The sequence below is a fragment of the Rhodothermus bifroesti genome (genome assembly GCF_017908595.1).
Classification (GTDB): Bacteria; Bacteroidota; Rhodothermia; order Rhodothermales; family Rhodothermaceae; genus Rhodothermus; species Rhodothermus bifroesti.
Genome location: NZ_JAGKTL010000005.1, coordinates 1 through 25,406 on the forward strand (window position 1 = coordinate 1; position 25,406 = coordinate 25,406).

The 25,406-nt window shown below is 56.3% G+C and carries 16 protein-coding genes; 14 read left to right on the forward strand and 2 right to left on the reverse strand.

Annotated features, from left to right (window positions below; genetic code table 11):
- The 7 genes from J8E65_RS11020 to J8E65_RS11050 all read left to right on the forward strand — a co-directional run.
- Window positions 1–1,623: T9SS type A sorting domain-containing protein (locus tag J8E65_RS11020; protein WP_210376021.1), on the forward strand; the 1,623-nt coding region annotated here is incomplete at its 5' end.
- A 58-nt stretch (window positions 1,624–1,681) separates the two neighbouring features.
- Window positions 1,682–3,736, forward strand: a complete 2,055-nt coding sequence (locus J8E65_RS11025; RefSeq protein WP_237181958.1) for a chitobiase/beta-hexosaminidase C-terminal domain-containing protein — start codon at window positions 1,682–1,684, stop codon at window positions 3,734–3,736.
- A gap of 56 nt (window positions 3,737–3,792) precedes the next feature.
- On the forward strand, window positions 3,793–5,205 hold the full coding sequence (locus tag J8E65_RS11030) for a glycoside hydrolase family 28 protein (RefSeq protein WP_210376022.1): 1,413 nt from the start codon (window positions 3,793–3,795) through the stop codon (window positions 5,203–5,205).
- Window positions 5,202–6,671, forward strand: coding sequence for a right-handed parallel beta-helix repeat-containing protein (locus J8E65_RS11035; RefSeq protein WP_210376024.1), 1,470 nt, complete (start codon window positions 5,202–5,204; stop codon window positions 6,669–6,671). The genes J8E65_RS11030 and J8E65_RS11035 overlap by 4 nt, the downstream gene beginning before the upstream one ends.
- Window positions 6,672–6,677: 6 nt before the next feature.
- A complete protein-coding gene (gene kduD / locus J8E65_RS11040) occupies window positions 6,678–7,445 on the forward strand; it encodes a 2-dehydro-3-deoxy-D-gluconate 5-dehydrogenase KduD (protein WP_210376026.1) in 768 nt (255 codons plus the stop codon).
- 88 nt (window positions 7,446–7,533) lie between these two features.
- Entirely contained in the window at window positions 7,534–9,189 is a 1,656-nt protein-coding gene (locus tag J8E65_RS11045; RefSeq protein WP_210376028.1) for a sodium:solute symporter, read from the forward strand.
- A gap of 115 nt (window positions 9,190–9,304) precedes the next feature.
- Entirely contained in the window at window positions 9,305–10,300 is a 996-nt protein-coding gene (locus tag J8E65_RS11050) for a hypothetical protein (protein ID WP_210376029.1), read from the forward strand.
- Window positions 10,301–10,326: 26 nt separating this feature from the next.
- Here J8E65_RS11050 and J8E65_RS11055 read toward each other — a convergent pair whose 3' ends face one another.
- Window positions 10,327–11,421, reverse strand: coding sequence for a bis-aminopropyl spermidine synthase family protein (locus J8E65_RS11055; protein ID WP_210376031.1), 1,095 nt, complete (start codon window positions 11,419–11,421; stop codon window positions 10,327–10,329).
- Window positions 11,422–11,617: 196 nt separating this feature from the next.
- Between J8E65_RS11055 and tdh the strand changes: the two genes are divergently transcribed.
- The gene (gene tdh, locus J8E65_RS11060; protein WP_210376429.1) at window positions 11,618–12,664 is read left to right on the forward strand and encodes an L-threonine 3-dehydrogenase; all 1,047 of its coding nucleotides are present in this window, start codon (window positions 11,618–11,620) and stop codon (window positions 12,662–12,664) included.
- Between the two features lie 55 nt (window positions 12,665–12,719).
- The gene (locus tag J8E65_RS11065; protein ID WP_210376032.1) at window positions 12,720–13,913 is read left to right on the forward strand and encodes a glycine C-acetyltransferase; all 1,194 of its coding nucleotides are present in this window, start codon (window positions 12,720–12,722) and stop codon (window positions 13,911–13,913) included.
- Here the strand turns inward: J8E65_RS11065 and J8E65_RS11070 are convergent.
- Window positions 13,910–14,875: an RsmB/NOP family class I SAM-dependent RNA methyltransferase gene (locus tag J8E65_RS11070; protein WP_210376033.1), complete on the reverse strand. Its 966-nt coding sequence runs from the start codon at window positions 14,873–14,875 to the stop codon at window positions 13,910–13,912. The genes J8E65_RS11065 and J8E65_RS11070 overlap by 4 nt on opposite strands.
- 167 nt (window positions 14,876–15,042) lie before the next feature.
- On the opposite strand from J8E65_RS11070, the gene clpX reads away from it, so the two are divergent.
- The 5 genes from clpX to J8E65_RS11095 all read left to right on the forward strand — a co-directional run bounded on the left by clpX (window position 15,043) and on the right by J8E65_RS11095 (window position 25,351).
- Complete coding sequence (gene clpX / locus J8E65_RS11075) at window positions 15,043–16,302, forward strand: ATP-dependent Clp protease ATP-binding subunit ClpX (protein ID WP_210376034.1); 1,260 nt, start codon at window positions 15,043–15,045, stop codon at window positions 16,300–16,302.
- 110 nt (window positions 16,303–16,412) lie between these two features.
- The gene (locus J8E65_RS11080) at window positions 16,413–17,342 is read left to right on the forward strand and encodes a YihY/virulence factor BrkB family protein (protein ID WP_237181962.1); all 930 of its coding nucleotides are present in this window, start codon (window positions 16,413–16,415) and stop codon (window positions 17,340–17,342) included.
- Complete coding sequence (locus J8E65_RS11085; RefSeq protein ID WP_210376045.1) at window positions 17,339–19,444, forward strand: BamA/OMP85 family outer membrane protein; 2,106 nt, start codon at window positions 17,339–17,341, stop codon at window positions 19,442–19,444. The genes J8E65_RS11080 and J8E65_RS11085 overlap by 4 nt, the downstream gene beginning before the upstream one ends.
- Before the next feature lie 5 nt (window positions 19,445–19,449).
- A complete protein-coding gene (locus tag J8E65_RS11090) occupies window positions 19,450–24,555 on the forward strand; it encodes a translocation/assembly module TamB (protein ID WP_210376048.1) in 5,106 nt (1,701 codons plus the stop codon).
- Window positions 24,545–25,351, forward strand: coding sequence for an MlaE family ABC transporter permease (locus J8E65_RS11095; protein ID WP_210376050.1), 807 nt, complete (start codon window positions 24,545–24,547; stop codon window positions 25,349–25,351). The genes J8E65_RS11090 and J8E65_RS11095 overlap by 11 nt, the downstream gene beginning before the upstream one ends.
- The last annotated feature ends 55 nt before the right edge of the window (window positions 25,352–25,406 follow it).

Here is a 25,406-nt window from a genome sequence, read left to right on the forward strand (position 1 = left end):
GGTAGTGGTATTTTTGTGCTTAATGATAGCGCCACGCTAGCAACGGCACATCCTGAGGGTGTGGCGGGAGCCCTCAAGACCACGGGGTTAGTGCAGTTGAGTAAGCGAGCGGGTTTTGTGTTTAATGGGCAGGAGGCGCAGGTGGTAGGTGCGTTGTTGCCGGACACGGTAGCGTTTTTGGGGATAGCCAATCCTGTAGGGGTGAGTGTTGCGGATACGCATTATGTGGATGCGCTGCAGGTGGGTGCTGGTGCGAAGTTGATTGTTGAGGGGTTGGGAGTGTTGCGTGTTAAGGAGGGGGAGGTATTGGGTTATGTTGTCAATCAAGGGGCGTTGGAGGCAGAGGCGGTGTTGTCTTTTGGGGAGGGTTCGGTGTATGAGCATGCGCGGGATGGGGGCAGTGTGCCTTTGGCGGATTGGGGAGAGGGTTCGACGGTGGTGTTTAGTGGGATTACGGCGAACGCGCCGGCCAATCGGGGGCAGGATTATTATCATTTAGTGCTTAACACGCCGGGTTTGACGGCGAACCGGGATTTAGGGTTGCATGGTCGGCGCATTCGGGGTGACATTCGGGTGTTGAGTACGGGGAGTGGGCGTTGGCAGCTGGTTGGGGGTGTTTCGGACACGGTGTGGGTTTTTGGGGATGTGGTGGTTGAGGGGGGTCAGTTTACGGTGCAGGGGACGTCGAGTGCGACGCATGTGGTGGTGGAGCATTATGGGGATGTAGTGGTTCGTGGGGGTAATTTTTCGATTGCTCGGGGGAGTCAGGGTGGGGTAGGTACGACGAAGTGGGTGTTGCATGAGGGGGATTTTTGGATGTCGAATGCGCAGACGCAGAATTCGAATCCGACGGTAGGGAATGCGAAGTTTGTGTTTGCGAAGGCTGGGGTTCAGCGTTTGGTGTTGGGTGAGGGTAATACGATAAGTCAGTTGCCGGTGGAGGTTTTGGGGGGAACGACGTTGGACATGGGGTTAAGTGAGCTTGGGGGTAGTGGTATTTTTGTGCTTAATGATAGCGCCACGCTAGCAACGGCACATCCTGAGGGTGTGGCGGGAGCCCTCAAAACCACAGGGACGGTCACGCTAAGCAGCGCAGCCAACTTTGTCTTTAACGGTACGGTGGCCCAAGAGACCAGCACATTGATGCCTACGGTGGTGAACGATTTGGTGATTGACAACGAGGCCGGCGTAAAGCTTTCGCAAGAAACCACCATCAATGGCGTGCTTCGGCTTGTAGCCGGAGAGTTTGACAACACGATACCCTTTACGCTTGGCCCTAATGGGACCATCTCCTATGAAGGAGGTCGCTTGAAAGTGCCCTTCCCCCCGGTTGCTACCGAGCGCACGCAAGAGATACCAACGCAGTTTGCGCTTTACACGGGCTATCCTAATCCTTTTGCGCACGCGACCAATATCCGCTATGACGTTGCCGAGCCCAGCCGTGTCATCATTAAGATCTATGATGTAACGGGTAGAGAGGTCGCAGAGCTGGTGCATCGGGATCACCTTCCTGGCACGTATACCGTGCAATGGCGGCCCGAGGGGCTTGCCAGCGGCCTATACTATTGCCAGCTCAATGCAGGGACATTTCAGGCTGTACGTACCTTGGTGTTAACGAAATAGAACGGTGTTGAAGGCAGGGGGCACGTCTTCCCCCTGCCTTCGCTAAGCGCGGTCTTCGATGAAGCTTTGGGGTCCATGGTGGGGGCTATGGATGGGCCTGTGGGCTGTGGTTAGTGGATACGGCCAAGGCTTAAGCCCCATCCCGGCTTTTCCAGGCGCTGAGGGATTTGGAGCCTTCACGCCTGGGGGGCGTGGGGGAAAAGTGTACTTGGTAACGACGCTTGAGGACTATGATACCCATGAGCCGATCATTCCAGGTAGCCTTCGGGCAGCTGTTGAAGCGGAAGGTCCGCGCATCGTGGTGTTTCGCGTAGCAGGGTACATCGACCTCAAGCGACCCCTGGTGGTGGCGCACCCCTACCTAACCATTGCAGGGCAAACTGCGCCTGGCGAAGGCATAACGCTGCGGCGCTATGGTATCGTTATCGCAGCCCCTCACGTGATCCTGCGCTACATGCGCGTGCGTCCGGGAGATGTCGCGGGTATTGAACAAGATGCCATCGACGTGCGGGCCAATTACGTGATCATTGATCACTGCTCTGTAAGCTGGGCAACCGACGAAACACTCAGCGTAGGCGGTCGTGCTTCAGAAGTAACGATCCAATGGTGCCTGATCGCAGAAAGCCTAAACCAATCTGTGCATCACAAGGGCGCTCATGGCTACGGCTCCTTGTTTGCCTCAGGTGGACGCATCAGCGTTCACCACACGATCTATGCCTTTCATGCAAGCCGTAACCCGCGGCCTAAGGATGTGCTGTTGGATTTTCGGAATAATCTGATCTACGGTTTTGGCGAGCGAGCAGGCTACAGCCGTAACGATCGAACGCAGCTGAACTATGTAGGCAATTACCTGTATCCGCTCGCCTACAGCCAAAATGCCCGTTATGCTTTTCTTCTGGAGGGGAGCAACACGCGCATTTTTTTGCAGGATAACGTCCTGCGCCTAGGCGACCAGCTACAAAAGCCCGGTTGGGCGCTTGTTCGTGCTCCCGAAGGATGGTCGCTCCAGGCTATAGAAGCCTACACTGCTACGGCATTCCCCTTCCCAGCGCCTGCGGTGCACACGGTACCTGCTGAGCAGGTGCTGGCGTTATTGCTGGCCCAAGCCGGTGCCACACGCCCTCGTCGAGACGCCGTTGATCGTCGCATCCTAGCGCTGATGCAACAAGGCAAAGGACGCTTGATTGACACCCAAGAAGAGGTGGGGGGATGGCCTCCGCTCGAACAGGATGCGCCGCCTCAGGATACCGATAGCGATGGCATGCCTGACGATTGGGAGCTACGTTATGGCCTAAACCCACACGACCCCTCCGATGCAGCAGAGGACCTAGATGGCGATGGATATACGAATATTGAAGAAAACCTGAACAATACCGATCCTACCCGACCATTACGCTGGCTACCTCCCCCAAAAATCTTGCCTGACCCTTTTGCGGCACCGTTGGATTCGGTGCTGACCGTAAGCTTTGAGCTGGCCGACACCACCTTGTCGGTGCACTACACGCTCGATGGTCGTGAGCCTACAGCCCAGGACCCACGCTACACGGGGCCATTTCAGGTGCGTCCCCCCGTGCACGTTCGGGCACGCTTTGTATCCCCCAACGATACGGTTTTTACCACAACCGCCTTTGCGTTTTATGAAGCCCCCGAAGTACTCCCGGCGGTAGCGCCTCAAGCACCTTTGCGTCCTGGCTTGGCTATGCGGCAGTATCGTGCTGCAGACTGGGACGAGTCCCCGCCCGTTGAAACGCTCATGCCGGTCACGGCCGATACGGTTGCCTATGTAGACTTAAGCCTTTGGGGGGATGAACCCCAAACAGCGCTTTGGTTTGAAGGCTATATGCGCGTGCCCGCTACTGGGCGATATGGTTTCTATGTAGACGCAGATCCGCGCAGCCGGCTTTGGATCGACAGTCATCTTGTGGCGCATGGCCGCGCTCTGGAAGCAGGACCGTTTTTCGTCGCGCTAGAGGCCGGGTGGCATCAGGTGCGACTGCTCTTGCTGCGTGAAAATGATCTCGCTCCTACCCAAGTGTACTGGCAACAACCTGAAGCGCCACTGCAGCCACTTAGCACAGTCGACTTTTTTGTGGAACGCGCACCTGCTCCCTGAACCACCCATGGTCAAATACCTAGGACGGCGTATTAACGTAACCGTTAAAGTGTGCCATGAAGGAAATAACTGATATGCCCCGCCGGCGTTTTTTAGAGCTGGCGGCTATTGGTGCCGGTAGCCTACTTGTTTGGCCGCAGCACGTGTTCGCTGGTGCAGAAGGATGGGCACTGGTGCCCGATATTCTGGCCCGGATTCGACCGCCTGTGTTTCCTCAGCGTGACTTTCTGCTTACCCGCTATGGCGGGGTGGGCAATGGTCGCACAGACGCTACAGAGGCTTTTCGCCGAGCTATCGAAGCCTGCCACCGGGCAGGCGGGGGTCGTGTTGTGGTGCCGCGAGGGACGTTTCTAACCGGACCAGTACGGCTGGCCTCAAACGTTAACCTGCATCTAGACGAAGGCGCCGTGGTTCGCTTTAAGCCAGATCCGAGTGCCTATCTCCCTGTGGTTTTTACTCGTTGGGAAGGGGTAGAGGTCATGAACTATGCACCGCTGATTTACGCCTTCGGCCAAGAAAACATTGCGATTACAGGTGGCGGTGTGCTCGATGGCCAAGCCGACGAAGCGCATTGGTGGCCTTGGAAAGGCCGTAAAGAGTATGGTTGGCGGGAGGGTATGCCGCACCAAGATGAAGGGCGTCGCCGGCTGTTTGACATGGCCGAGGCCGGCATCCCACCGGAACAGCGCATTTTGGGAGAAGGCGCCTACCTGCGGCCTAACTTCATTCAGTTTTACCGCTGCCGCAACGTGCTCATCGAGGGCGTCACGATCATCAACTCCCCGATGTGGGAGATCCATCCCGTGCTTTGCGAAAACGTAACTGTGCGCAGCGTCACTGTACGCAGCCACGGTCCAAACAACGACGGCTGCAATCCCGAATCTTGCCGCTACGTGCTCATTGAAGACTGTTTGTTTGACACAGGCGATGACTGCATTGCGATCAAGTCGGGTCGTAACGCCGACGGTCGGCGCCTAAGCGTGCCTAGCGAATACATCGTCATCCGCAACTGCAACATGCGCGATGGGCACGGTGGTGTGGTAATCGGCAGTGAAATCTCAGGAGGGGCCCGCTACATTTTTGCCGAGCGGTGCGCCATGAGCAGCCCAAATCTGGACCGCGCCTTGCGCATCAAAACCAACTCGGTGCGTGGTGGAATCATCGAGCACATCTATATGCGGGATGTGGAAGTCGGGCAAGTGGCCGAAGCGGTAGTGCACGTCAACTTTTATTACGAAGAAGGCGATGCGGGACGGTTTGACCCCATCGTCCGCCACATTGAAGTGCGCAACCTGACCAGCCGGCAAAGTCCTTATGCCTTGTATTTGCGGGGGTATGCGCGCGCGCCCATTCGCGATGTTCGGCTAATTGATTGCACGTTTGACGGCGTCGAGAAAAACCTGACCGAATACGTCGATGGGCTTTACTTCCAAAACGTACGGATAAACGGCAAACGCATTGATCCATGAAGTGGCTTTTATTCGGATGTGTGTTGCTGGCTTGGGCTGGAACGGCCTATGGACAGGCTACCTGGTACGTAGCGCCGGACGGTAACGACACAACCGGCGATGGCAGCATCACGGCACCCTGGGCCACGCTGAGCCGGGCACTGTCGCGTGCTGCAGCAGGCGACACGATCTACTTGCGTGGTGGCCAATACAACTGGTCAAGTCGGCTTGACCTACGCAGTGCAGGCCGTGCCGATGCTTACCTGCACATTTGGGCCTATCCAGGCGAAACGCCGGTGCTCCATTTCGAAGGCAATCCCATCGAAGGGATTCGGCTGCGGGGATGGTATATCCACCTCAAAGGGCTGGTGGTGCAGCGAGCTGGAGATAACGGCATCCGCATCAACGGCTCCTACAACATCATCGAGCAGGTCGTTGTGCGAGAAAATGGGGACTCCGGACTCCAACTAGACGGTGGCGCTGCACATAACCTGATTTTGAATGTCGATTCCTACCGAAATTACGACCCTGAAAATAACGGCGAAAACGCGGACGGCTTTGCAGCAAAGTTTGGCGTTGGACCAGGAAACGTGTTTCGCGGCTGCCGTGCCTTTGACAACAGCGATGACGGATTCGACTTCTGGGAAGCGGGCGAGGGCGTGCGTGTCGAAGAAAGCTGGTCTTTTGACAATGGCTACAACCTTTGGAACGATCCCAACTTCCAGGGCGATTCTAATGGCTTTAAACTGGGGCGTGGCACGGGTGCCCATGTGCTGATTCGGAATCTGACCTGGGGGCATCGAGCAAATGGCTTCGATGTAAACGGCAACCAGACAGGCGTTACGCTCTACCATAACACAGCGTATCGCAATGGCGGGCAAAATTTTCGGTTTGATGAGATGAACAGTGCCCATGTGCTACGCAACAACCTTTCGGTCGACGGCCGGGTGCTCATGTATCCGCCGATCGATCACGCTTACAATAGCTGGAACCTGGGCCTTACGCCGACTGCTGCCGACTTTTTGAGCCTGGACACTACCGGCGTGCGTGGGCCGCGAAGACCTGATGGCACCCTGCCTCAGCTCGACTTTCTGCATCCAGCACCAGGGAGTGCGCTGGTCGATGCTGGTATCGATGTGGGGCTACCCTACCTGGGGGCTGCACCAGACCTTGGCGCTTTTGAGTTTGGCAGCGCTACAACGGTAGCCGCAAATCAGCCGAGCACATTCCGAGGCTTTGACGTTTACCCCAACCCCTTTCGTCAGAAGCTTGCCGTACGTTTTGAGCTTCCTGCCGCTACGGAGGTGATGGTGAGTCTTTGGGATCTAACGGGACGCGAGGTCGCGCGCTTGGTGGAAGGCTGGCATTCCGCAGGAGTACATAACGTGCAGTGGACGCCACCGGCTACATTGGCTGCAGGTGTGTACCTTGTGGTGCTGCAAACCAAAACGCATCAGCACAGGCAAACGCTGGTTTATGTCCGATAAGCACCTATGCATGGATTAAAACTGTTTTCCCTGGAAGGGAAAAAGGCGCTAGTTACTGGGGCTAGCCGCGGCTTAGGCCGAGCTATAGCCGAAGCATTGGCACAGGCAGGAGCTGACGTGGTCTGCGCCAGCAGTCAGCTCGCTGGGACCGAGGAAACCGCCGCGGCCATTCGGGCAATGGGCCGCCAAGCCTGGCAAGTAGCGGCCGATTTTTCAGACCGAGCTGCTCTGGAACGCATGGCTCAGGAGGCGGAAGCCTTGGCAGGACAAATCGATATCTTGGTCAACAATGCTGGTACAATTCAGCGCTTTCCGGCTGCCGAGTATCCTCTGGAGGTCTGGGATGAAGTGCTGCGCGTGAATCTAGACGCGGTGTTTTTCTTGTGTCAGTACTTCGGCCGTAAGATGATTGCCAGGCAGTCCGGAAAGATTATCAACATCGCCTCACTGCTTTCCTTTTCTGGAGGTATTCTCGTGCCAGCCTATACGGCCAGCAAGCACGCTGTGGCCGGACTGACCAAAGCACTGGCCAACGAGTGGGCCCGCTACAACGTGCAGGTGAACGCCATTGCTCCAGGCTACTTTGCCACCGACAATACACGAGCACTGCGCGAAGATCCGGTGCGCGCACAGGAAATTCTCTCGCGTATCCCTGCCGGACGGTGGGGCCAACCGCCCGACTTGGCAGGAGCAGTTATTTTTCTGGCTTCTGCGGCTAGCGACTATGTCAATGGGCATATCCTCGTGGTAGATGGAGGCTGGATGGCCCGCTAAGCCCTTCAGAAAGGACTAGCAAAAAAACGTAGGAAGCCAGATCTTAGGCTGCAAAGGTGTTAGCGCTTCCACCAATTGCGGGCCTACTATGCCAAGTTTTACGCTTTCCTGGCTGGATCTGGTTACCGTGCTTTTGTACGTGGTCTTTATTGTCTGGCTTGGGTTGTACTTTGCCCGGCGCATGCAAACCGCTGATGACTACTTCTTAGCTGGACGGTCGCTAACCTGGTGGCTCATCGGTTTTTCCTTATTTGCGTCGAACGTGTCGTCGAGTACGCTGCTGGGATTGGCCTCCAGTGCCTACGGAACGGGCATTGCGGTGTACAACTACGAGTGGATGGCCACACTGGTCCTGATTTTCTTTGTGCTGTTCATTTTGCCTTTTTACTTGCGCACGCGCATCTATACCATTCCTGAATTCTTGGAGCGGCGTTTTGACAGCAGGGCCCGGTTGTATTTCTCCGGCCTTTTGATTGTGCTCAATATTCTGGTTGATACCGCAGGGGCTTTGTATGCCGGAGCTTTGGTGCTAAAGATTTTGTATCCAGAGGTCCCTATCTGGCTGGCGGTGGGTTTACTAGGCTTCTTAGCAGGACTCTATACCGTGGCTGGGGGCTTAAAAGCCGTGGTTTACACCGATGCCGTGCAGGCCGTTTTGCTGCTGTTGGGAGCAATTTTAGTAGCCACCTTCTCTTTTCAAGCTGTGGGCTCCTGGGAAGTAGTCACCGAGCGGGTACCGACGCGAGACCTGAGCATCATTTTGCCCGCGGATGACCCTGTGCTTCCGTGGCCTGGGCTTGTGACCGGCGTTTTTCTGCTGGGCTTTTATTTCTGGTGCACCAACCAGTTTATGGTGCAGCGCGTTTTAGGGGCACGCGACCTGAATCACGGTCGATGGGGTTCGCTGTTTGCCGGCCTTTTGAAGCTGCCCGTCCTGTTTATCATGGTGCTGCCTGGCATTTTTGCGCGCATGCTTTACCCTCCTGAGCAGTTTCCGATGTTAGCGGCCAACACGGACTTGATTTATCCGATGCTCCTTTTTGACCTACTGCCGGCGGGGATTCGGGGACTGGTGATCACGGCGCTGGTTGCCGCCATTATGTCGAGTGTAGACTCTACGCTCAACTCGGCCTCAACCCTGGTGACCATGGATTTTATCCGCCGTTTTAAACGGCAAGACAGCCATACGCTCGTCGGTGCAGGGCGCTGGGTGACCGTGGTTTTTATGACGCTAGCTATTCTATGGGCACCCCAAATTGTACGCTTTCCCAATCTGTGGACCTATTTACAGGCTATGCTGGCATACTTAAGCCCGCCCGTGGTGGCCTGTTTTCTAATGGGCATCTTTTGGAAGCGAGCTACACGTTCAAGTGCGTTTGTCGGTTTACTTGTGGGGCATTTGGCTGCAGCCGTCTTTTTGGGACTGAATTTGGCCGATCGGCTTATTGTGCAAACAGGCCCACTTTCTCCAGAGCAGCAAGCGCTTGTAGCTTCTGGCGTGCCCGTAGTGCACTTCTTATATCTGCCTCCCATTTTACTGGTAATCAGCATGATGGCTATCGTTGTAGCCAGTTTGCTTACACCAGCACCACGGCCTGAAGAAGTGGAAGGGCTGACCTGGTCGCCTGCGTTTTTCCGGCAAGAGTCACGCGAGCTGGCTGCATTACCTTGGTATCAAAACTACCGCCTGCACGCCCTGGGACTCTTGGCGCTTATTGTTTGGATTTTGGTCTGGTTTCGGTAAAGAACAAATAGCAATTTAAAAAAACAAACAACAATTGAAGATATATTAACAAATCATAAATAAAAGGTTATGTAATCTAAGGCATCTTTTGTTATCAAAGATGCCTTAAGCCTATATGCGTAAAATCTGCTTGCTAACCGTACTCTTCCTGGGGATATCCCTTCAAACCTATGGACAGGGAAGAATTAGTGGATTAGCCTTTGGGGATTTTTACTACATCGCCTCGCATCACAACCAGGCATTGCGAGATCAAAACGGATTCTGGTTTCGGCGAATTTATTTCACCTATGATCGGGATTTAGGGGAGCAATTTACGACCCGCTTGCGCTTGGAGATGAATCATCCAGGCAATTTTACGGCCGGTGACGCCATCCCTTTTGTCAAGGACGCTTATCTGCAGTGGGATTTCCATGCGCAGCATCGGTTCTACTTAGGCATTTTGCCAGCACCGATGTTTGACCTGATAGAGGCACTTTGGGGATATAGGTCTGTTGAGAAGACACCGGGAGACTTGTTCAGGCTAGGCTCTCCGCGCGAAGTGGGTCTATCTTTTCAAGGTAGCCTACTTGAGACCGGTGTAGTGCGTTATCACGTGGCGTTTGGAAACAATGAGGCAACGCGTTCCGAAGGTTATCGGGGCAAAAAGTTGGCCCTGGCTTTGCAGCTTTTGCCCCAGCCTTGGGCAGTAGAAGTTTACGGGGATTATGGGCGCCTGCGTGAGGGGGAGCAGGCTACGACGTGGCACGGTTTGCTAGGTTATCGCACGCCTTCCCTTCGTCTCGGAGCGATCTATGAGGCTCAAGAGGTGACGATCGAGCGCGGCAGAGATTATACATTGCGTTACTTTTCGGTTTTTGGCTCTGGACAGGTGGCACCCCGACTGTATGTGTTTGGCCGGATTGACCGGATGCTGGAGCCCAATCCGCGGGTAGGCAACAACCCCTATTTGCCTTTAGCCACAACTTCTAAGGCGACGTTATGGATTGGCGGCGTGGATATTGCTATGACACCTCAGGTGCGCTTCCAGCCGAATGTTGAGCTGGTACGCTACGACGAGGAAGGGCTGGATAGCGATGTCTTTCTGCGTTGGACGTTTTTTGTGACGTTCTAAAGCAGCGGGTTAGGGATAGTACGCCCTTAGGTTGTTGCGGCTTCTGCGTCGTTAAAGAGGTCGCCTTCGACCGCCGTGTTGGGGGTGCTTACAGGGCGAAGCAGTTCGATGCGGTGTAGCGCTGAAAAGTACCACAAGCGATCTGGCGGCGTTTGGACAGGGAGCCAGGCCCAAGAGCGCATCGTGGCAAAATAGTCCCAGTTCACATAGGCGCTAAAGTCATCGATGAGGTCTGTAATTACGGTGCCGCTGTCGAGTAAAAAGCGTTGAATCTGTGCCCATTTTTCCAGGCTCGATTCGGCATGCGTCAGGCCAAAGTAGCCTGCACTGCCGGGGCCACGCAAGCACAGAAGGCCGCGCAAGATGGTTGTTTGAAAGCCCAGAAGGCTTTCTGTAGGATCGGTCATAAACGTGTCGAAGCGGCGGCGCCAAACGGCAGGCAGCGGCTGGCGCAGGTCGTACCGGACGGCTTCCAGGTGGGGCAGATTTTCTTGGCGTGCTACATCGTTAATAAATGCTACCAAGCGGGCGTCGACATCGACGGCCAGCACACGCTTGGGCAGACCGGTCAGCGCCGCAGCAATGCTCATCAGGTCATCGTCCCCCAGGACAATGAGCGCCTTACCTTCCAAATCACCCCGCTGCCAGGCAAAGGCAATCCGTGCCAGTGTTGTGGCTTCGGTCACAAAGCCCTGGTCATAGTCTTGCAAAGCCGCGGGGCGATGGCGACAAATTTCCGCAAAGCGCCTTGTGACCTCTTCCGGAAGTTTTTGATAATCTATCCCTCGACCCTCACAAGTCGTGCAGTGCAGCTCGCGTACTGGTGCAATCCCCAAGGCGTTTACAAATTGCTGTCCCTCAGGCGTAAAGCGAAGCTTGCCATCCTTAAGGCTTAAGAGGCCTTCGTGCACGAGACGTTGCCAGAACGCGCATAGTGCGCGCATTGGCACATGGCTGAGCCGAAGTGCCTCCCAAAGGTTGTCGGTTGCATGCAGGGCCGCTAGGGCACGTTCTGCGTCCCGTTGCGTGAAGGGTACCGGCACGGCACGGCGTACAGCACGTAACAGTTTTTCCAGCTGAGGGGCAGCAACTTCACTAGAACGCGTCCGCAGATCGGTCATCCTTGATTCCAGTTTGGTGCACACTGCTTCTAGAGCCAAGCTGGGTTATGAACAAAAAAACAACTTGTATTTTTGGTAAACAGACTGCTTGAGGTTTCCATGTATTGAGACGAAAATGGAATATTTTCGTGTGGCTGGCGTTTGCTTGCCGCAGGCGCATCAGGCGCTAGGTATGAACTTTGGGGACTGTTACACCATGAAAGCTTTGGCTAAAACGCGTCCAGGCCCTGGCTTGGAGCTAATCGAGACCGAAGTGCCTAAGCCCGGTCCGCATGACGTGCTCATCCGCGTGACTGCTACTTCCATTTGTGGCACCGATGTCCATATTTATCGATGGGATCACTGGAGCCAGCAGCGGATCCATCCGCCTCTGATTTTGGGGCATGAGTTTGCTGGAGAAATTGTAGCGGTAGGAGAAGCTGTGCAAGGGTTGGAGGTCGGCATGCCGGTTTCCGCCGAAGGGCATATCGTGGACCATACCTGCGCAGCTTGCCGGGCTGGACAGCTGCACCTATGCCAAAATGCCCAAGTGATCGGGATTGATCGCCCAGGGGCTTTTGCAGAATACGTTTGCGTGCCTGCAGAAAACGTCTGGGTCAATGCCCCGGATGTGCCACCAGAGATCGCTTCGCTCCAAGATCCCTTTGGCAATGCTGTGCATGCCGTCTATGCCTTTGATCTAGCTGGGCAGAGCGTGTTGATTAGTGGCTGCGGCCCAATTGGGCTGATGGCCATTCCAGTGGCCCGTGTGGCTGGTGCCCGATTGATTGTGGCCACCGATCCTAATGCGCAGCGCCTCAAGTTGGCCCAGCGTATGGGGGCCGACCTGGTGCTTGACCCTACGCGTGAGGATGTGGTCCGGAAAATTCAGGAGTTGACGGGCGATGGGGTGGACGTCGTGCTGGAAATGAGCGGGGCGCCAGCGGCCATCCAGACCGCTTTTGCAGCCCTGCGTTCCGGGGGTAAGGTGGCTGCGTTGGGACTAACCGCCGAGCCGGTCGCGCTGGACTGGAACGAGCTGATTGTGCTCAAAGGGGCAACGGTGCAGGGGATCTATGGCCGAAAAATCTGGGACACGTGGCATCGCATGCGGGCACTGCTTCAAACCGGCGCTGTCGATCTCTCCCCGCTGATTACCCACCGGCTTCCGCTCAGTGCCTACGAAACGGCCTTTGGCCTGCTTATGGAGCCTGGAAGTGAACTGGTTGCCAAAGTCATTCTCTATCCCAATGGCATGGACTAAGCAAGGGAAGAGCACTATCTTTGGATTGGAGCTAACCGCATAATCCGAAAAGGCCATGAGCCACCCGCTAAGTTGGATAGATGAGGAATTAGCCGCGCTAAAAGCCGAGGGCCTCTATACCTACATTCGTACGATTGACTCCCCGCAGGGTGCGTGGCTAACGATTGACGGCAGGCGCGTGCTGAATTTCTGCTCGAACAACTATTTAGGCTTGGCCAACCACCCACGTTTGGTGGAAGCGGCCCAGAAGGCGATGGCGCAGTATGGCGTTGGGCCGGGAGCCGTGCGTACCATTGCAGGCACCATGGCGTTGCACGTTGAGCTGGAGCGCCGCCTGGCTGCTTTCAAGGGCGTGGAAGCCGCTATTACGTTTCAGAGCGGGTTTGCGGCTAATTTGGCTACGATCCCGGCTATTGTAGGGCGTGAGGATGTGATTTTCAGTGATCAGCTTAACCATGCCAGTATTATCGATGGGTGTCGGCTTAGCCGCGCCACCATTGTGGCCTATCCGCACAACGACGTGGATGCGCTAGAGGAGCTGATCAAAGAGCAGGGACCGAAGTATCGCCGCAAACTGATCGTAACCGATGGCGTCTTTAGCATGGATGGCGACATTGCGCCTTTGCCTCGCCTAGCTGAGGTGGCCAAACGTTATGGCTGCATTCTTATGGTCGACGATGCCCATGGTGAAGGGGTGCTGGGGCGTGGTGGTCGGGGCATTGTAGACCATTTCGGTCTGCACGGCGTGGTGGACGTCGAGGTTGGTACCTTGTCGAAAGCCTTTGGCGTAGTCGGTGGCATGGTAGCTGGCAGCCAGCGACTGATCGACTGGTTGCGTCAACGCGGCCGGCCTTTCCTGTTTTCCAGCGCCATGACCGTGCCCGACGTAGCTGCCTGCCTGGCTGCACTCGATCTGCTTGAGGAAAGCACCGAGCTGGTCGACCGCCTCTGGGAGAATGCCCGTTACTTCAAAGCCAAGATGCAGGAGCTGGGCTTCGACACGGGCAAAAGTGAAACGCCGATTACACCCATTATGCTAGGCGAGGCGCCACTGGCTCAGGAGTTCAGCCGCCGACTCTTTGAAGCAGGCGTTTTTGCCATGGCCATTGGCTACCCCACGGTGCCCAAGGGGGCTGCGCGCATTCGCGTCATGCCCAGTGCTGCGCATACGCAGGAAGACCTGGATTTTGCCATTCAGGCTTTTGAAAAAGTTGGCCGCGAGCTAGGCTTGCTGGTCGCCCGAGCTTAACGGCGAGCGCGACGCGTAGAAGCGCATTTACGTAGCCGACACAGGAAGAAGCCTTCCATTGCTGTTGAGGGTAGAATGCGTCGGGCATGGTGCAAGTCGGGGTGAAACGTGCGACCTTGCCAGGCCGAAAGTCCGGGCAACTGATCTTCAAGGGGCAGCGTGAGCGGCTCTAGGACCAGCGCTCCGTTGAAAGTACGCAGCAACCGGTCAAGCACAGCTTCGTTTTCCTCAGGTGCCAGGGTGCAGGTAGCGTAGACAAGCACGCCTCCGGGGCGCAGGCTCTCCACAGCCGAAACCAGCAGGCGATACTGCTTGCGGGCCATTTCCTCTATCTTGCGCAAACTCCAATAGGCGAATGTTTCAGGTTCGCTCAGATGGAAACGGCCCTCTGCAGAGCAGGGAGCGTCGACGAGCACATAGTCGAAATATTCGGGCCGGTAGCGACCTACGCGCCTGCCGTCCTGCAGAAAAAGCCGTACGTTAGGAGCACCTTGGGCTTCGACGTTAGCCTTAAGGCGATAGAAACGGGAGCGCACAACCTCAACGGCAGCGATCTCGCCCCGTCCCTGCATCAGGCAAGCCAGCTGGAGCGTCTTGCTGCCTGGAGCTGCGCAGAGGTCCAGCACGTGGGCATCGGGCGTTGGAGCCAGCACCAGCGGTGGTAGCATGCTGGCTAGGTCCTGCACGTAGAGTTGCTGCGTTTGATAAGGCGTGCTGCGCAGCAAGGCTTCGCGCGCTTCAGCTTTTACCCAAAAGGCATCCGCATACCAAGGGACAGGTTGGGGATGTAGCCCTTCGGCACTTAAGGCTTCTAAAACCTGCTGTCGACTGGCGCGTAACGTGTTAATCCGGAAGGCTGTAAGGCGCGGCCTTGCAAAAGCCTCCATCACCCTAGGTAAGGCGGCTTCAGGAACGAGGCGTTTAAGCCGTTCCAGAAATGCCGCAGGTAGCTGGGTGGACATTGCGCTGATGAACCAAGCCTTGTAGGTAAAGGCGCATTTCCTACGCGCCTAAGCGCGCTGAGGTTTTGCGCTTCTAGTTGAAAACGTTGCATCAAGCAGCCGATATTTCTTACCATAGGCATGGTGCCCGATAGACCAACGGGCAAGAGGCTAAAACCCCTTAAGTTATGCGGCGCAGTGACGATACGATTCGCTGCTCATTTTGCGGTCGGTCGACCCATGAAGTGGTCTCCATGGTGGCCGGACCAAACGACGTCTACATTTGCGATCGTTGCATTCATGATGCTGCGGGGATTGTGCGTAATGATCTGGCTGCCCACGCGTTGGCACGCCGTCGCCCGCAGGCCCATCGCCGACGGCTAACTCCCCCCGAAATCAAGGCAGCACTGGACGAATACGTCGTCGGCCAGGAGCGGGCGAAAAAAACGTTGGCCGTAGCCGTCTACAATCACTACAAGCGCATTGAGGCGCATACGTTTCTGGCCGACTACGAAGACGTCGAGCTCGAAAAATCCAACATTCTGCTTATCGGACCTACAGGCACAGGTAAAACCCTGCTGGCCCGTACGTTGGCCCGTATCCTCGACGTACCGTTTTCTATCTCGGATGCTACGGCACTAACCGAAGCTGGCTACGTGGGAGAAGATGTGGAAAGCATTCTGGCACACCTGCTCCACGCGGCCGACTTTAATGTCGAGCGGGCCGAACAAGGCATTGTCTACATCGACGAAATTGATAAAATTGCCCGTAAAGGCGATAGTCCTTCCATTACGCGCGACGTTTCCGGCGAAGGCGTGCAGCAGGCCTTACTCAAAATTCTGGAAGGCACGATTGCCGGCGTGCCGCCCAAAGGGGGCCGCAAGCACCCTGAGCAAAACCTGATCAATGTCGATACCCGCAATATCTTGTTTATCTGTGGTGGCGCTTTTGAGGGACTTGAAGAGATTATCGCGCGGCGTTTGTCGTCCTCATCGATAGGCTTCTTTTCTTCTTCCGGCAAGCGCGTTGATCCCAAAGATCCGCGCATTTTCTACTATGTCGAACCCGACGATCTGCTTAAGTTTGGCTTAATTCCTGAGTTCATCGGGCGACTTCCCGTTATTACGCCGCTGGAAGCGCTATCCGATGAGGCGCTGCGCAGCATTCTCACCGAACCTAAAAACGCGCTGGTGCGCCAGTACCAAAAGCTGTTTGCGATGGATGGCATCGAGCTGATCTTTGAAGAAGCGGCGTTAGATGCTATTGTTGAACGCGCCAAAATGCTGGGCACCGGCGCCCGTGGGCTAAGAGCCGTGATGGAAGAGGTGATGCTGGACATTATGTATCACATTCACGACCTCCCCGATGTAGCGGTGTGCCGCATCACTGCGGCCACAGTACGCTATGGGGAGGCGCCTGTCTATGAAGCCCGCCGCGCCAGTGCTTGAGGCTTGCGGAACCCCGGGTGGTGCGCTGCTGTAGCCCTAAAGCAAAGACGCTTCCTTGGATTCGATGAGGTTACAGCATGCACCAATGGCCCTTAAAATGCCTGCACGCTTTGCGTCGCTTAGGAAGCTCTTTTCGCTATTACGCTACCGGCCTCTACCAGCTCTTTGATCATAAGCCGGCCTTTCTGTGGGCGCAAGCGATAGCCTTCAAAGTGCTGGTCACTATTGTTCCGATGCTTGTCATCCTTACTGGTGTACTAGGGCATATCCTTCGGCGAAATCAGCCTTTTCAGGCTGTATCCCGATTTATTCGGGAATTTTTGCCGCCTTACCAGAGCGATCAGCTTATCCAGCTTTTGGACCAGCTCCAGCAGGCTAGCAGCACGTTTACCCTGATTGGTAGCTTGGGCTTGCTCTATGCGGCCGTCACGCTGTTTACGACACTCCGCAGCGTACTCAGCCAGATTTTTGACGAAGCCTGGCATCAGAATCGCTCCGTGCTCCGCGGTTATCTTTTCGACATGCGCATGCTGGTGCAGGTCGGCCTTGTATTTTTGCTCACCTTTAGCCTTTCGCTTCTGTTGCATGCCCTCAATGCTGCCGGTCTGGAATGGCTACAACGGTTGGGACTAGACTATGTGTGGATTCGCGAAGGATGGCGGCGTCTGATTCAGATGCTAGGTCTTTTGGTTCCCTATGGGCTGAGCATTCTGATGTTCTGGCAACTGTACTACTTTACCCCAAAACCACGCCCGCCTTTGCGTGGGGCTTTACTGGGAGCTGTGGTAGCAGCATTGCTTTGGGAAGTGGCCAAGACCGCTTTTGCTTTTTACGCGGCGCAATCCGCTTTTTTTGAGCGCTACCTTTCTAATGGACTTTCAGCCTTAGGCTATGCTTTTGGTCTGATCTTAGCTTTTGGCTTTTGGATATACTATTCGGGCGTGGTGTTTATTTTAGGCGCTTTTCTGGTGTTGCTTTATGAAAAGCGAGAGCGTCTGCGGGAAACTTCCATGGCCGGTGTAGCTGAGACTGCTCTATGAGGCACGCACGGTACGTTGTAGGTATTGTGGGGTTGTTGATATGCATGCAAACTCCCCTTCAGGCACAGGCCCCACTCTGGTTGATCAACGAACGCACGACGGTTCGGGCGATTTCATTTCGTTTTGTAGATACGCAAACCTTTGAGAAATCGCAGCTACAGGCGCAGATGGTACTGCGGGCTCCTTCATGGTGGGATCGCCTCAAGGGCTGGTTACCGTTTCTATCACCAAATCGCTATCCTTTCGATCCTATTGAATTGGCACGCGATGTCGTGCGACTGCGACAGTTTTATGCCCGAAACGGCTTCCCCCAGGCTGAGATTACGTATCCTGCTTCGCAACTGGACACAGCGCGCAACACCATCCACATTGTCCTGAGCATTCGTGAAGGCCCCCCTTTGGTGATCCAAGATGTGGGTTTTTACACCCCTGCAGGGCGCTACCTGACCAGGGCGCTTGAGCCGTCACTTCGGGAACGTTGGTCGCGATTTCAGGATCAAATCACCTTTCGCATTGGCGATCGCTACACGGAAGCGCGGCGCGTTGCCATTCAAGATGCTGTGTTCAACTGGTTTCGCGATCGCGGCTATGCGTTTGTGCACGTCGATACCGAGGTGCATATCGACTCGGTGCAGCATGCTGTTGACCTGCGCTTTGTCGTCGATCCAGGCCCTAAAAGCTACTTTGGACGCATTGAGATCGAGGGAAACCGTTCGGTGAGCGACCGAGCGCTGCGGCGCGAGTTGCCGTTTCGGGAAGGGGATGTGTTTGCGTATAGCAAGGTAATTGAAGGCCAGCGGCAACTTTTCGGCTTGGCGCTGTTCCGCGTGGCTTTAGCCGAGATTCCACCACAGCCCCGCGATAGCTTAGTGACCGTACGTTACCGCGTGAGTGAGTCTCCGCCACGCTTTCTGGTGCTTCAAGGAGGGTTTGGGCGGAGTAATGGCTTAGGGGCTGAGGTGCGTTGGACGCATCGCAACTTTCTAGGCGATGCACGCACGCTCACGCTGAACCTACTGGCCAACACGGGTTTGCTGGCCCGCCGAGGTCCAGGAACGCCCACGCCTCGCCTGTTTCGGGTAAGTGCCCTCTTCCGACAACCCTACCTGTTTTCCCGGCGCATGGAGGCGCTGGTTTCGCCCTTTTTAGAATACCAGCGCGACCCGCTTTTGGAAGACAGCAGCGAACCACTGCAAATCAACACACGCGAGTTTGGCCTCAATACAACACTGCTTTATGAGATTTATCCGTTTCGGACCCTTACGCTGCAGCACACGCTCAGCCGCGCCTTACAGCTGGCGCAGCAGCGCCGCGACGCGACTGGCAAGCGTGACTTGTTTGATAAAAGTACGCTATCGCTTACAGCCACCTTGGGACGCACAAACAACTATTTTAACCCACGTCGGGGCTATCTCTTACGTCCTTTTGCGGAGCTGAGCCGTGGGTTTATTGGCTCGGAAATTGACTACTATCGCATCGGAACTGAAATCACGGGCTACCTGCCGCTTACGCAGCGCAGCGTAATGGCTGCACGGCTACTTGTAGGACACCTTGAGCCAGCGGGGCAGAGCGGCGCAGCGCTTAGCGGACAGCTTGGAGAGGCCGATAGCTTGCGCTATCGCAATCGCTTTGCGCCCATTTTTTTCTACGCTGGTGGAAGTAGCGATGTGCGTGGCTGGGGCCTCCAACAGCTCGGCCCAAAAGTTACACGCCTGCAAATAAGCGACCGCGATACCACCGTCTACTACGAACCCGTCGGCGGCAAACAAAAGCTGGTACTGAACCTGGAATTGCGCTTTGGCGTGCCTGGCCTGAGTAGCGATTGGCAGGCCGCAGCCTTTCTCGATGGCGGACAGCTCGCTCAGCACCAGTTGCGTTTGGAGCCCAGCGCATTCCGCTGGGCTGTCGGTATGGGCATGCGCTACCAGACCGCCGCGGGCTTTATCCGCCTCGACCTAGCCTACAAGCTTAACCCCAGCTATGAGGACCTGCGCAACCCCGCCGAGGTATACCGTTACCGGCAGGGGCTGACGGACCAACCCCCCACTGTGCACCCCCTTCGCCGCTTGCGCCTACACCTGAGCATTGGACAGGCATTTTGACCTTTATGGAGCCTACGCCCTCTACTTCACGTCGATGGCTTCGCCGCCTTGGCCTTTGGGCGCTGGCTTTCCCAGCCACGTTGATCGGTCTGGTGGGTGTGCTTCTTTTGGTGTTGCAAACGTCCTGGGGAGCTGAGCAGCTACGCCGGCTGCTTGAAGGCATCCTCAATGCTCAGCTTCAGGGCGGAAAAATAGCGATTGGACGGCTTGAGGGTAACTTTTGGCGCAGCTTGAACCTCTACCAAGTCGTGCTGCGCGACTCGGCGGGCCGCGCGCTGCTCACGCTCGACACCTTGCAGCTCGTCTATGTCCCCGAAGCCCTTTTGAAAAAACAGGTACGTTTACGTCAGGTGGTGGTGGGGCAGCTGCATCTGGCGCTTACGCAACAGGCCGATGGTACCTGGGATCTGCTGCGCCTGCTTCCTGAGCCGACCGATACGGCTGCTGTCCCATCAGAACCCGCACTGGCTTTCTGGATCGATCACCTGACGCTGCGCCAAGGCACAGCCACGCTGCAGCTGTACCCTCCTTCGCAGGACTCCGTTTGGCAGCTCCATCACCTGCACGTTAGGCTGGATTCGCTGCGTGTGCCCACCCGTGGTTGGCCTGAGCTTTCTTTAAAAACGTTACAGGCAATCTTCCAGCCTCCAGGAGCTACCGACTCGGTGCGTCTGAGTGCTCGCCTGGCGCTCGACAACCGCCGCTTCACGCTGGACACATTGCAGCTGCTTTCGAAGCGCAGCCGCCTTGAGGGTCAAGGTACGCTCCTGCTACCCGCCGATACCGGCCATGTGGAAGCGATCGATTTTCGCCTTGAAGCCCGACCGCTGACGCTGGCCGACCTAATGCCTTTTGCACCTGTGCCAGATCCCCATCGCGCCATCGAAGGGCGACTGACGGTAAAAGGCAACGGCCGGCTACTCGAAGTGCATGCCACAGCCAACGCTGGCACAGGCGGCCGGCTGACGCTTGCAGCGACCTTTACACCGCTTTTGGATGGGCCGCTGCAGTACACGGCCACCGCTTCCATTGAGCATGTGGATCTGGCCCTGCTTGGGGGAGGACCAGGACGGCTGGAAGCAACGCTACAAGCGGACCTCCAAGGCCCCTCACTCGAGGCGCTTGAAGGTACAGCGCAGCTTATAGTGCAGCAAGCTTCGTGGAAGGACTATCAGCTGGAGCCCACAAGGCTCACAGTGCGCTTTGAACAAGGTACCGGAAGTGCTGTGCTGCACAGCGGCCTGCAGGGCGCACAACTCCATCTAGAAGGTCAAGGGCGCGCGTTCGATGATACCCCTTGGTTTCGCTGCTCAGGCACGCTGACCGGGCTAGACCCATCCCGTTTCACGGCCGACACCAGCTTTGCAGGCCAGCTTAACGTGGCCTTTGAAGCTTCGGGTCAAGGGGGAGCAAATGTGCAACTGGATGGAAGGTTGCTGCTGCTCCCTTCCAGGCTGAACCGGGCATCGATCGACGAAGGCGCGCTTGTGGTGCAGGTTCGGGGCGACACGACACAATTTGTGCTGACAGCCCGCCTGGCTGGTGGCAGCCTGCGCGGACAAGGACAGCTTCGCATGGCGTCGTCCCCCGTGTATTCACTCGCACCGCTGGTGGTAGAGCAGCTCGACATCGCTGCCCTTATGGGCGACACGCTCAAAAGCACCGTTAGTGGTCGACTTCAGCTTACAGGCACTGGACAAGCGCCCGAAACCCTCCGCCTAGAGGCCTTGCTTACGCTCGACAGCCTAATCTACGGTCCCTATCGCCTAACATCGGTTAAGCTGCCCGTGCGCATGCGCAATGGCAGGCTTACAGCCAGCCTTGAGGCAGGTCTCGGAGAAGGGCACCTCGCGTTGCACCTTATCGGACAGCCGCTAGCGCGCCACCCTTTGTGGCAAATCGAGCAGGGAAGATTCGAACAAGTAAACCTGGCCGCACTGATGCCTGGGTGGTCTACGGCACTCAACGGTACCTTTGAAGGAAGCTTGCGTAGTGGACCGCTTGCTAGGGCTGAAGCTAAAGTGCTGCTCACCCTTGAGCCCTCGCGTATTAACGCCCAAGAAGTGACTTCAGCCCAGCTTGAGGCCGTGCTGCAAGAGGGTCTGCTGACGCTCTCGGCCACAGCCACCTGGCCAGATGGCGAATTCCGTATAGACGGACGTCTGGATTCGCTAGAGGCTGAGCCCCGCTATACGATCGAGCGAGCGGTCTTTCGTGGCGTGAACCTAGCAGCCTGGACCGGACAGCACAACCCCAAAACCCATCTTAGCGGTGTACTGACGCTCCACGGAAAGGGCATTGAGCCCCGCACGCTCGAGCTGATGAGCCGGCTTCGGCTTGAGGCTTCTCAGGTAAACAATGTCGCCGTTGCTGGGCAGGTGCGCCTTACTGCTACCCATGGACGCTGGCAACTGGATGGCCAGGTGGTTGCCGATGAAGGTCAGGCACGCTTTGAGGGACACCTAGAAATGGATGACCTGCATCCACGTTATGCGCTGACACTGACCACCCGCAATCTAGATGTACTACCCCTGATCGGCATCGATACCCTTCAGTCACAACTTTCGCTTGAGGCAGAGCTGCGCGGTGCAGGACTAGACCTAAGCACCTTGCAACTCACCGGCCAAGTGCGTAGCGAAAGCGTGCGCTTGGACGCCCTAAGGGTTGACCACCTGGAGGCGCGCTTTTCGCTGGTTGATGGTGAATTGCTGCTTGATACGCTGCGGCTTGAAAGCAACGTGGCCGCTGCGCGTGGGTCCGGACGTGTGGCGTTGTGGGATCCTGAAGGCACGCGGCCTTCGGAGTTGTTGCTCCACGTGCAGTTTCAACGCCTAGATCCGCTGCGGCGGCTTGCGGGTGCCCGCTTGCTCACCCTCAACCAAGGCAAAGCAGAAATTCGCCTATACGGACGCCCAGGTCAGCTTCGCTTTGAAGGCAACGTGACCCTAGAAAACCTCATCTACGATGAACTCCGACTGGTGCAGTTTAACGGTCGCACAGCAGGTCAGCTGGATCTCCGTCGGCGTTTAGCGCAAGCCGAAGTCCACACGCAGCTTCATCTATTGACATTAGGGACGTTTCAGGTCGAGGATGCACGGGCTGAGCTGCGCTACGACGGCCGGCAGCTCGACTATGCGCTACGCCTGGAGGTCGATCCCAGGCATAGTGCCCATCTAGAAGGGCAGCTCGATCCCGAGCGAAAAGCAATCTACCTGACGCGGCTCGATATGCGCCTGCACGATGCCCGATGGCACCTTTTGCAAGCGGCTACGATCACGTATGGGGAGGCCTATCGCGTACATGGACTATTGCTGTATACCGAAACTCAGGATCAGCAGTTGGCTGCTGATGGCCTAATCGATCCCAATGGCACGCAAAACTTCGTATTTACGCTTGAGCGTTTTCGCCTAGAAACCATCACCGACCTGTTTGACCTCAGTGGATTGGGGGGAGCGCTGAGCGGAACGGTAGATCTGACCGGTCCGGCTACTGCACCGGTTTTGAACGGTCAGCTTCGGCTTGATCTGGCTTCGCAAGGCCGGCCCGTTGGCACGCTAGACCTGGCCTTGCGGTACGATAGCCTGCGTATGGGTATCGATGCACGCTTAATCCACCAAGAAGATGCCAGCACGCTTACCCTAGAAGGCACCGTGCCCTTTGATCTGCGGCTGCGCGCAGCTGAAGATGCACCGCCATTTGATCCCTATCAAGCGCCTTTAGCGTTGATTGTAACAGCCGACACGTTTGCTATTGCCTGGGTGCAGCCTTTTTTGGATCCAGCCCTGATGCAGGATGTGCGGGGACGGCTGGCTGGGCGCGTACGCATCGGAGGCACGCTCGCTGCTCCGTTACTCGAAGGCCAAGCTCAGTTGTTCGACGGTGCAGTATACCTGCCTGAATTCGGCGTCACCTATCGCGATATTCGGGCCGAAGCCGTCATGCAAGGCAACCAAATTCGACTAACGTCTTTCGCGCTAAGCTCGGGGGGCCAATTGACAGGCAACGGCACCATTCAGTTTGAAGCCCTAACGCTTGGGGCGCTCGACCTGCGCATGCAGGCCCGCTCGTTCTTGGCCACGAACAACCGCGCTTACCGCACTGTGCTTTCCGGTTCGCTCCGGCTTACAGGCACCACGAAACAACCTGAGCTTCAGGGCGAGCTGCAGGTCGTTAGTGCCGATATTTACCTCGTTGAGCAAACCACGGTTGCGGATCTTGCACCTGTACAGCTTAGCGAAGCCGATTTGCAGATGCTGCGTCAGTACTTTGGCGTGCGTATTACCGAGCGCGATACCACCACGTTCGATTTTTACGAAGCCTCACGCATGCGTCTCAACCTCCGCATGGAGCGCGACGTTTGGCTGCGTTCGCGGTCAAACCCCGAAATGAACGTGCAGTTTACAGGTACCCTTACGGTGCAGAAAGAGCCGTACCAAGACCTGCAGCTTTTCGGTACTATCGAAGTAATTCCTGAGCGCAGCTATATTGTGCAGTTTGGCAAGCGGTTCGAGATCACCGAAGGTACGCTAACCTATAACGGCCCGGTCGACGACCCACAGATGCAGCTGAGTGCCCGCTACGTGGTGCCTTCCCGGGAAGACCCGACGAATCCCGTGACGATTTTGCTATCGGTTAGCGGCCGGCTAGAGCGCCTCAGCCTGGAGTTTTCCTCGGAGAACCCCGCAGGACTTGAACTGCCCGATATCATCTCCTATATCGTTTTTGGACGACCGGCTGGCCAGGCATTGGCTTCGCTAACGCCAGGGGGTAACGCTGGCGGCGGATTGCTAGGGCGCGGTGCGGGATTGGCACTGGCGCAGCTTGCCGGGGTTGTTGAAGGGTTAGCTGGCGAAGAGTTAGGACTAGATGTGGTCGAAATCGAACCAGATGGCCTGCAAGGCGCTAAACTGACCGTAGGCAAGTATGTCTCACCTCGGCTGTTTGCTGCCGTCAGCCGCCCGATCGCCTTTGAAGGGGGTACGCAGTTGCAGGGGGGGGAAACCTATACGGAGTTTACCATGGAATACACGATTTTCGACGCCATGATCGTACGCGTAACCAGTCAAGGTACCCAGATGCGCATCAACCTTTTGTGGCGCTATGCCTACTGATCCTGAGAAACACTTTCCGGCTAGGCCGCCAGCGTCTGCCTTGCGTTTATGGATGGCGCATATCAGGGGGCTTGTCTTATTTATCGGACGGTTCTTTCGCGAAGTATGGCGTCCGCCTTATGAAGTGCGCGAACTGGTCCGACAGATGGATGAAGCCGGAGCGAAAAGCTTCGTCCTGACAGCAGCTGCAGGGATTGCCATTGGTGTTGTGCTAGCCATGCAGAGCCGCGGTACGCTGGCGCGCTTTGGCGCTGAGGCCGTGCTGCCCAACATGTTGGCGTTGTCGGTTTTTAAAGAAATTGGACCCGTGATTACTTCGCTTGTGTTGGCTGGGCGTCTGGGTGCTGGGATGGCAGCCGAAATCGGCTCTATGCGCGTAACCGAGCAGATCGACGCCCTTGAGGTGGCAGCGCTTAAGCCGTTTCATTATTTGGTTATTCCACGGGTGCTAGCCTGCGTGGCCATGTTTCCTGTGCTTACCACCTGGACAAACATGATCGCACTAGCTGGAGGGTACATCGAATCGGTTATTTCAGTGAATATGGACCATCGACTTTTTTGGAACAGTGCGTTTTCGAGCCTGCGCTTTTCGGACGTGTTGGTCGATACGCTCAAAACCAGCATATTCGGGTTCCTGGTAGGCATGGTAAGTTGCTATCTGGGTTACACGGTGCGAGGGGGCACGCGCGAGGTGGGCCAAGCTGCTATGCAAGCCGTTGTGCTCTCGTCGCTTTTCATTCTGCTGGCCGACGTCATCATAGTCCGCATTTCGCTGTTTTTCTTTGGGGGACTATGAGCCCTGGGCACGCTACAGCACAAAGATCACCCTCCACAAGACGTTCGAGGTTACG

What these genes read in the sequence shown, in the direction of transcription:
- J8E65_RS11065 (WP_210376032.1), top strand. Translation starts at nt 12,720, where the DNA reads ATGAGCCACCCGCTAAGTTGGATAGATGAGGAATTAGCCGCGCTAAAA.
- J8E65_RS11035 (WP_210376024.1), top strand. Translation starts at nt 5,202, where the DNA reads ATGAAGTGGCTTTTATTCGGATGTGTGTTGCTGGCTTGGGCTGGAACG.
- J8E65_RS11090 (WP_210376048.1), top strand. Translation starts at nt 19,450, where the DNA reads ATGGAGCCTACGCCCTCTACTTCACGTCGATGGCTTCGCCGCCTTGGC.
- J8E65_RS11055 (WP_210376031.1), bottom strand. Translation starts at nt 11,421, where the DNA reads ATGACCGATCTGCGGACGCGTTCTAGTGAAGTTGCTGCCCCTCAGCTG.
- kduD (WP_210376026.1), top strand. Translation starts at nt 6,678, where the DNA reads ATGCATGGATTAAAACTGTTTTCCCTGGAAGGGAAAAAGGCGCTAGTT.
- J8E65_RS11050 (WP_210376029.1), top strand. Translation starts at nt 9,305, where the DNA reads ATGCGTAAAATCTGCTTGCTAACCGTACTCTTCCTGGGGATATCCCTT.
- J8E65_RS11030 (WP_210376022.1), top strand. Translation starts at nt 3,793, where the DNA reads ATGAAGGAAATAACTGATATGCCCCGCCGGCGTTTTTTAGAGCTGGCG.
- J8E65_RS11070 (WP_210376033.1), bottom strand. Translation starts at nt 14,875, where the DNA reads ATGTCCACCCAGCTACCTGCGGCATTTCTGGAACGGCTTAAACGCCTC.
- J8E65_RS11085 (WP_210376045.1), top strand. Translation starts at nt 17,339, where the DNA reads ATGAGGCACGCACGGTACGTTGTAGGTATTGTGGGGTTGTTGATATGC.
- J8E65_RS11045 (WP_210376028.1), top strand. Translation starts at nt 7,534, where the DNA reads ATGCCAAGTTTTACGCTTTCCTGGCTGGATCTGGTTACCGTGCTTTTG.
- J8E65_RS11095 (WP_210376050.1), top strand. Translation starts at nt 24,545, where the DNA reads ATGCCTACTGATCCTGAGAAACACTTTCCGGCTAGGCCGCCAGCGTCT.
- J8E65_RS11025 (WP_237181958.1), top strand. Translation starts at nt 1,682, where the DNA reads ATGAAGCTTTGGGGTCCATGGTGGGGGCTATGGATGGGCCTGTGGGCT.
- tdh (WP_210376429.1), top strand. Translation starts at nt 11,618, where the DNA reads ATGAAAGCTTTGGCTAAAACGCGTCCAGGCCCTGGCTTGGAGCTAATC.
- clpX (WP_210376034.1), top strand. Translation starts at nt 15,043, where the DNA reads ATGCGGCGCAGTGACGATACGATTCGCTGCTCATTTTGCGGTCGGTCG.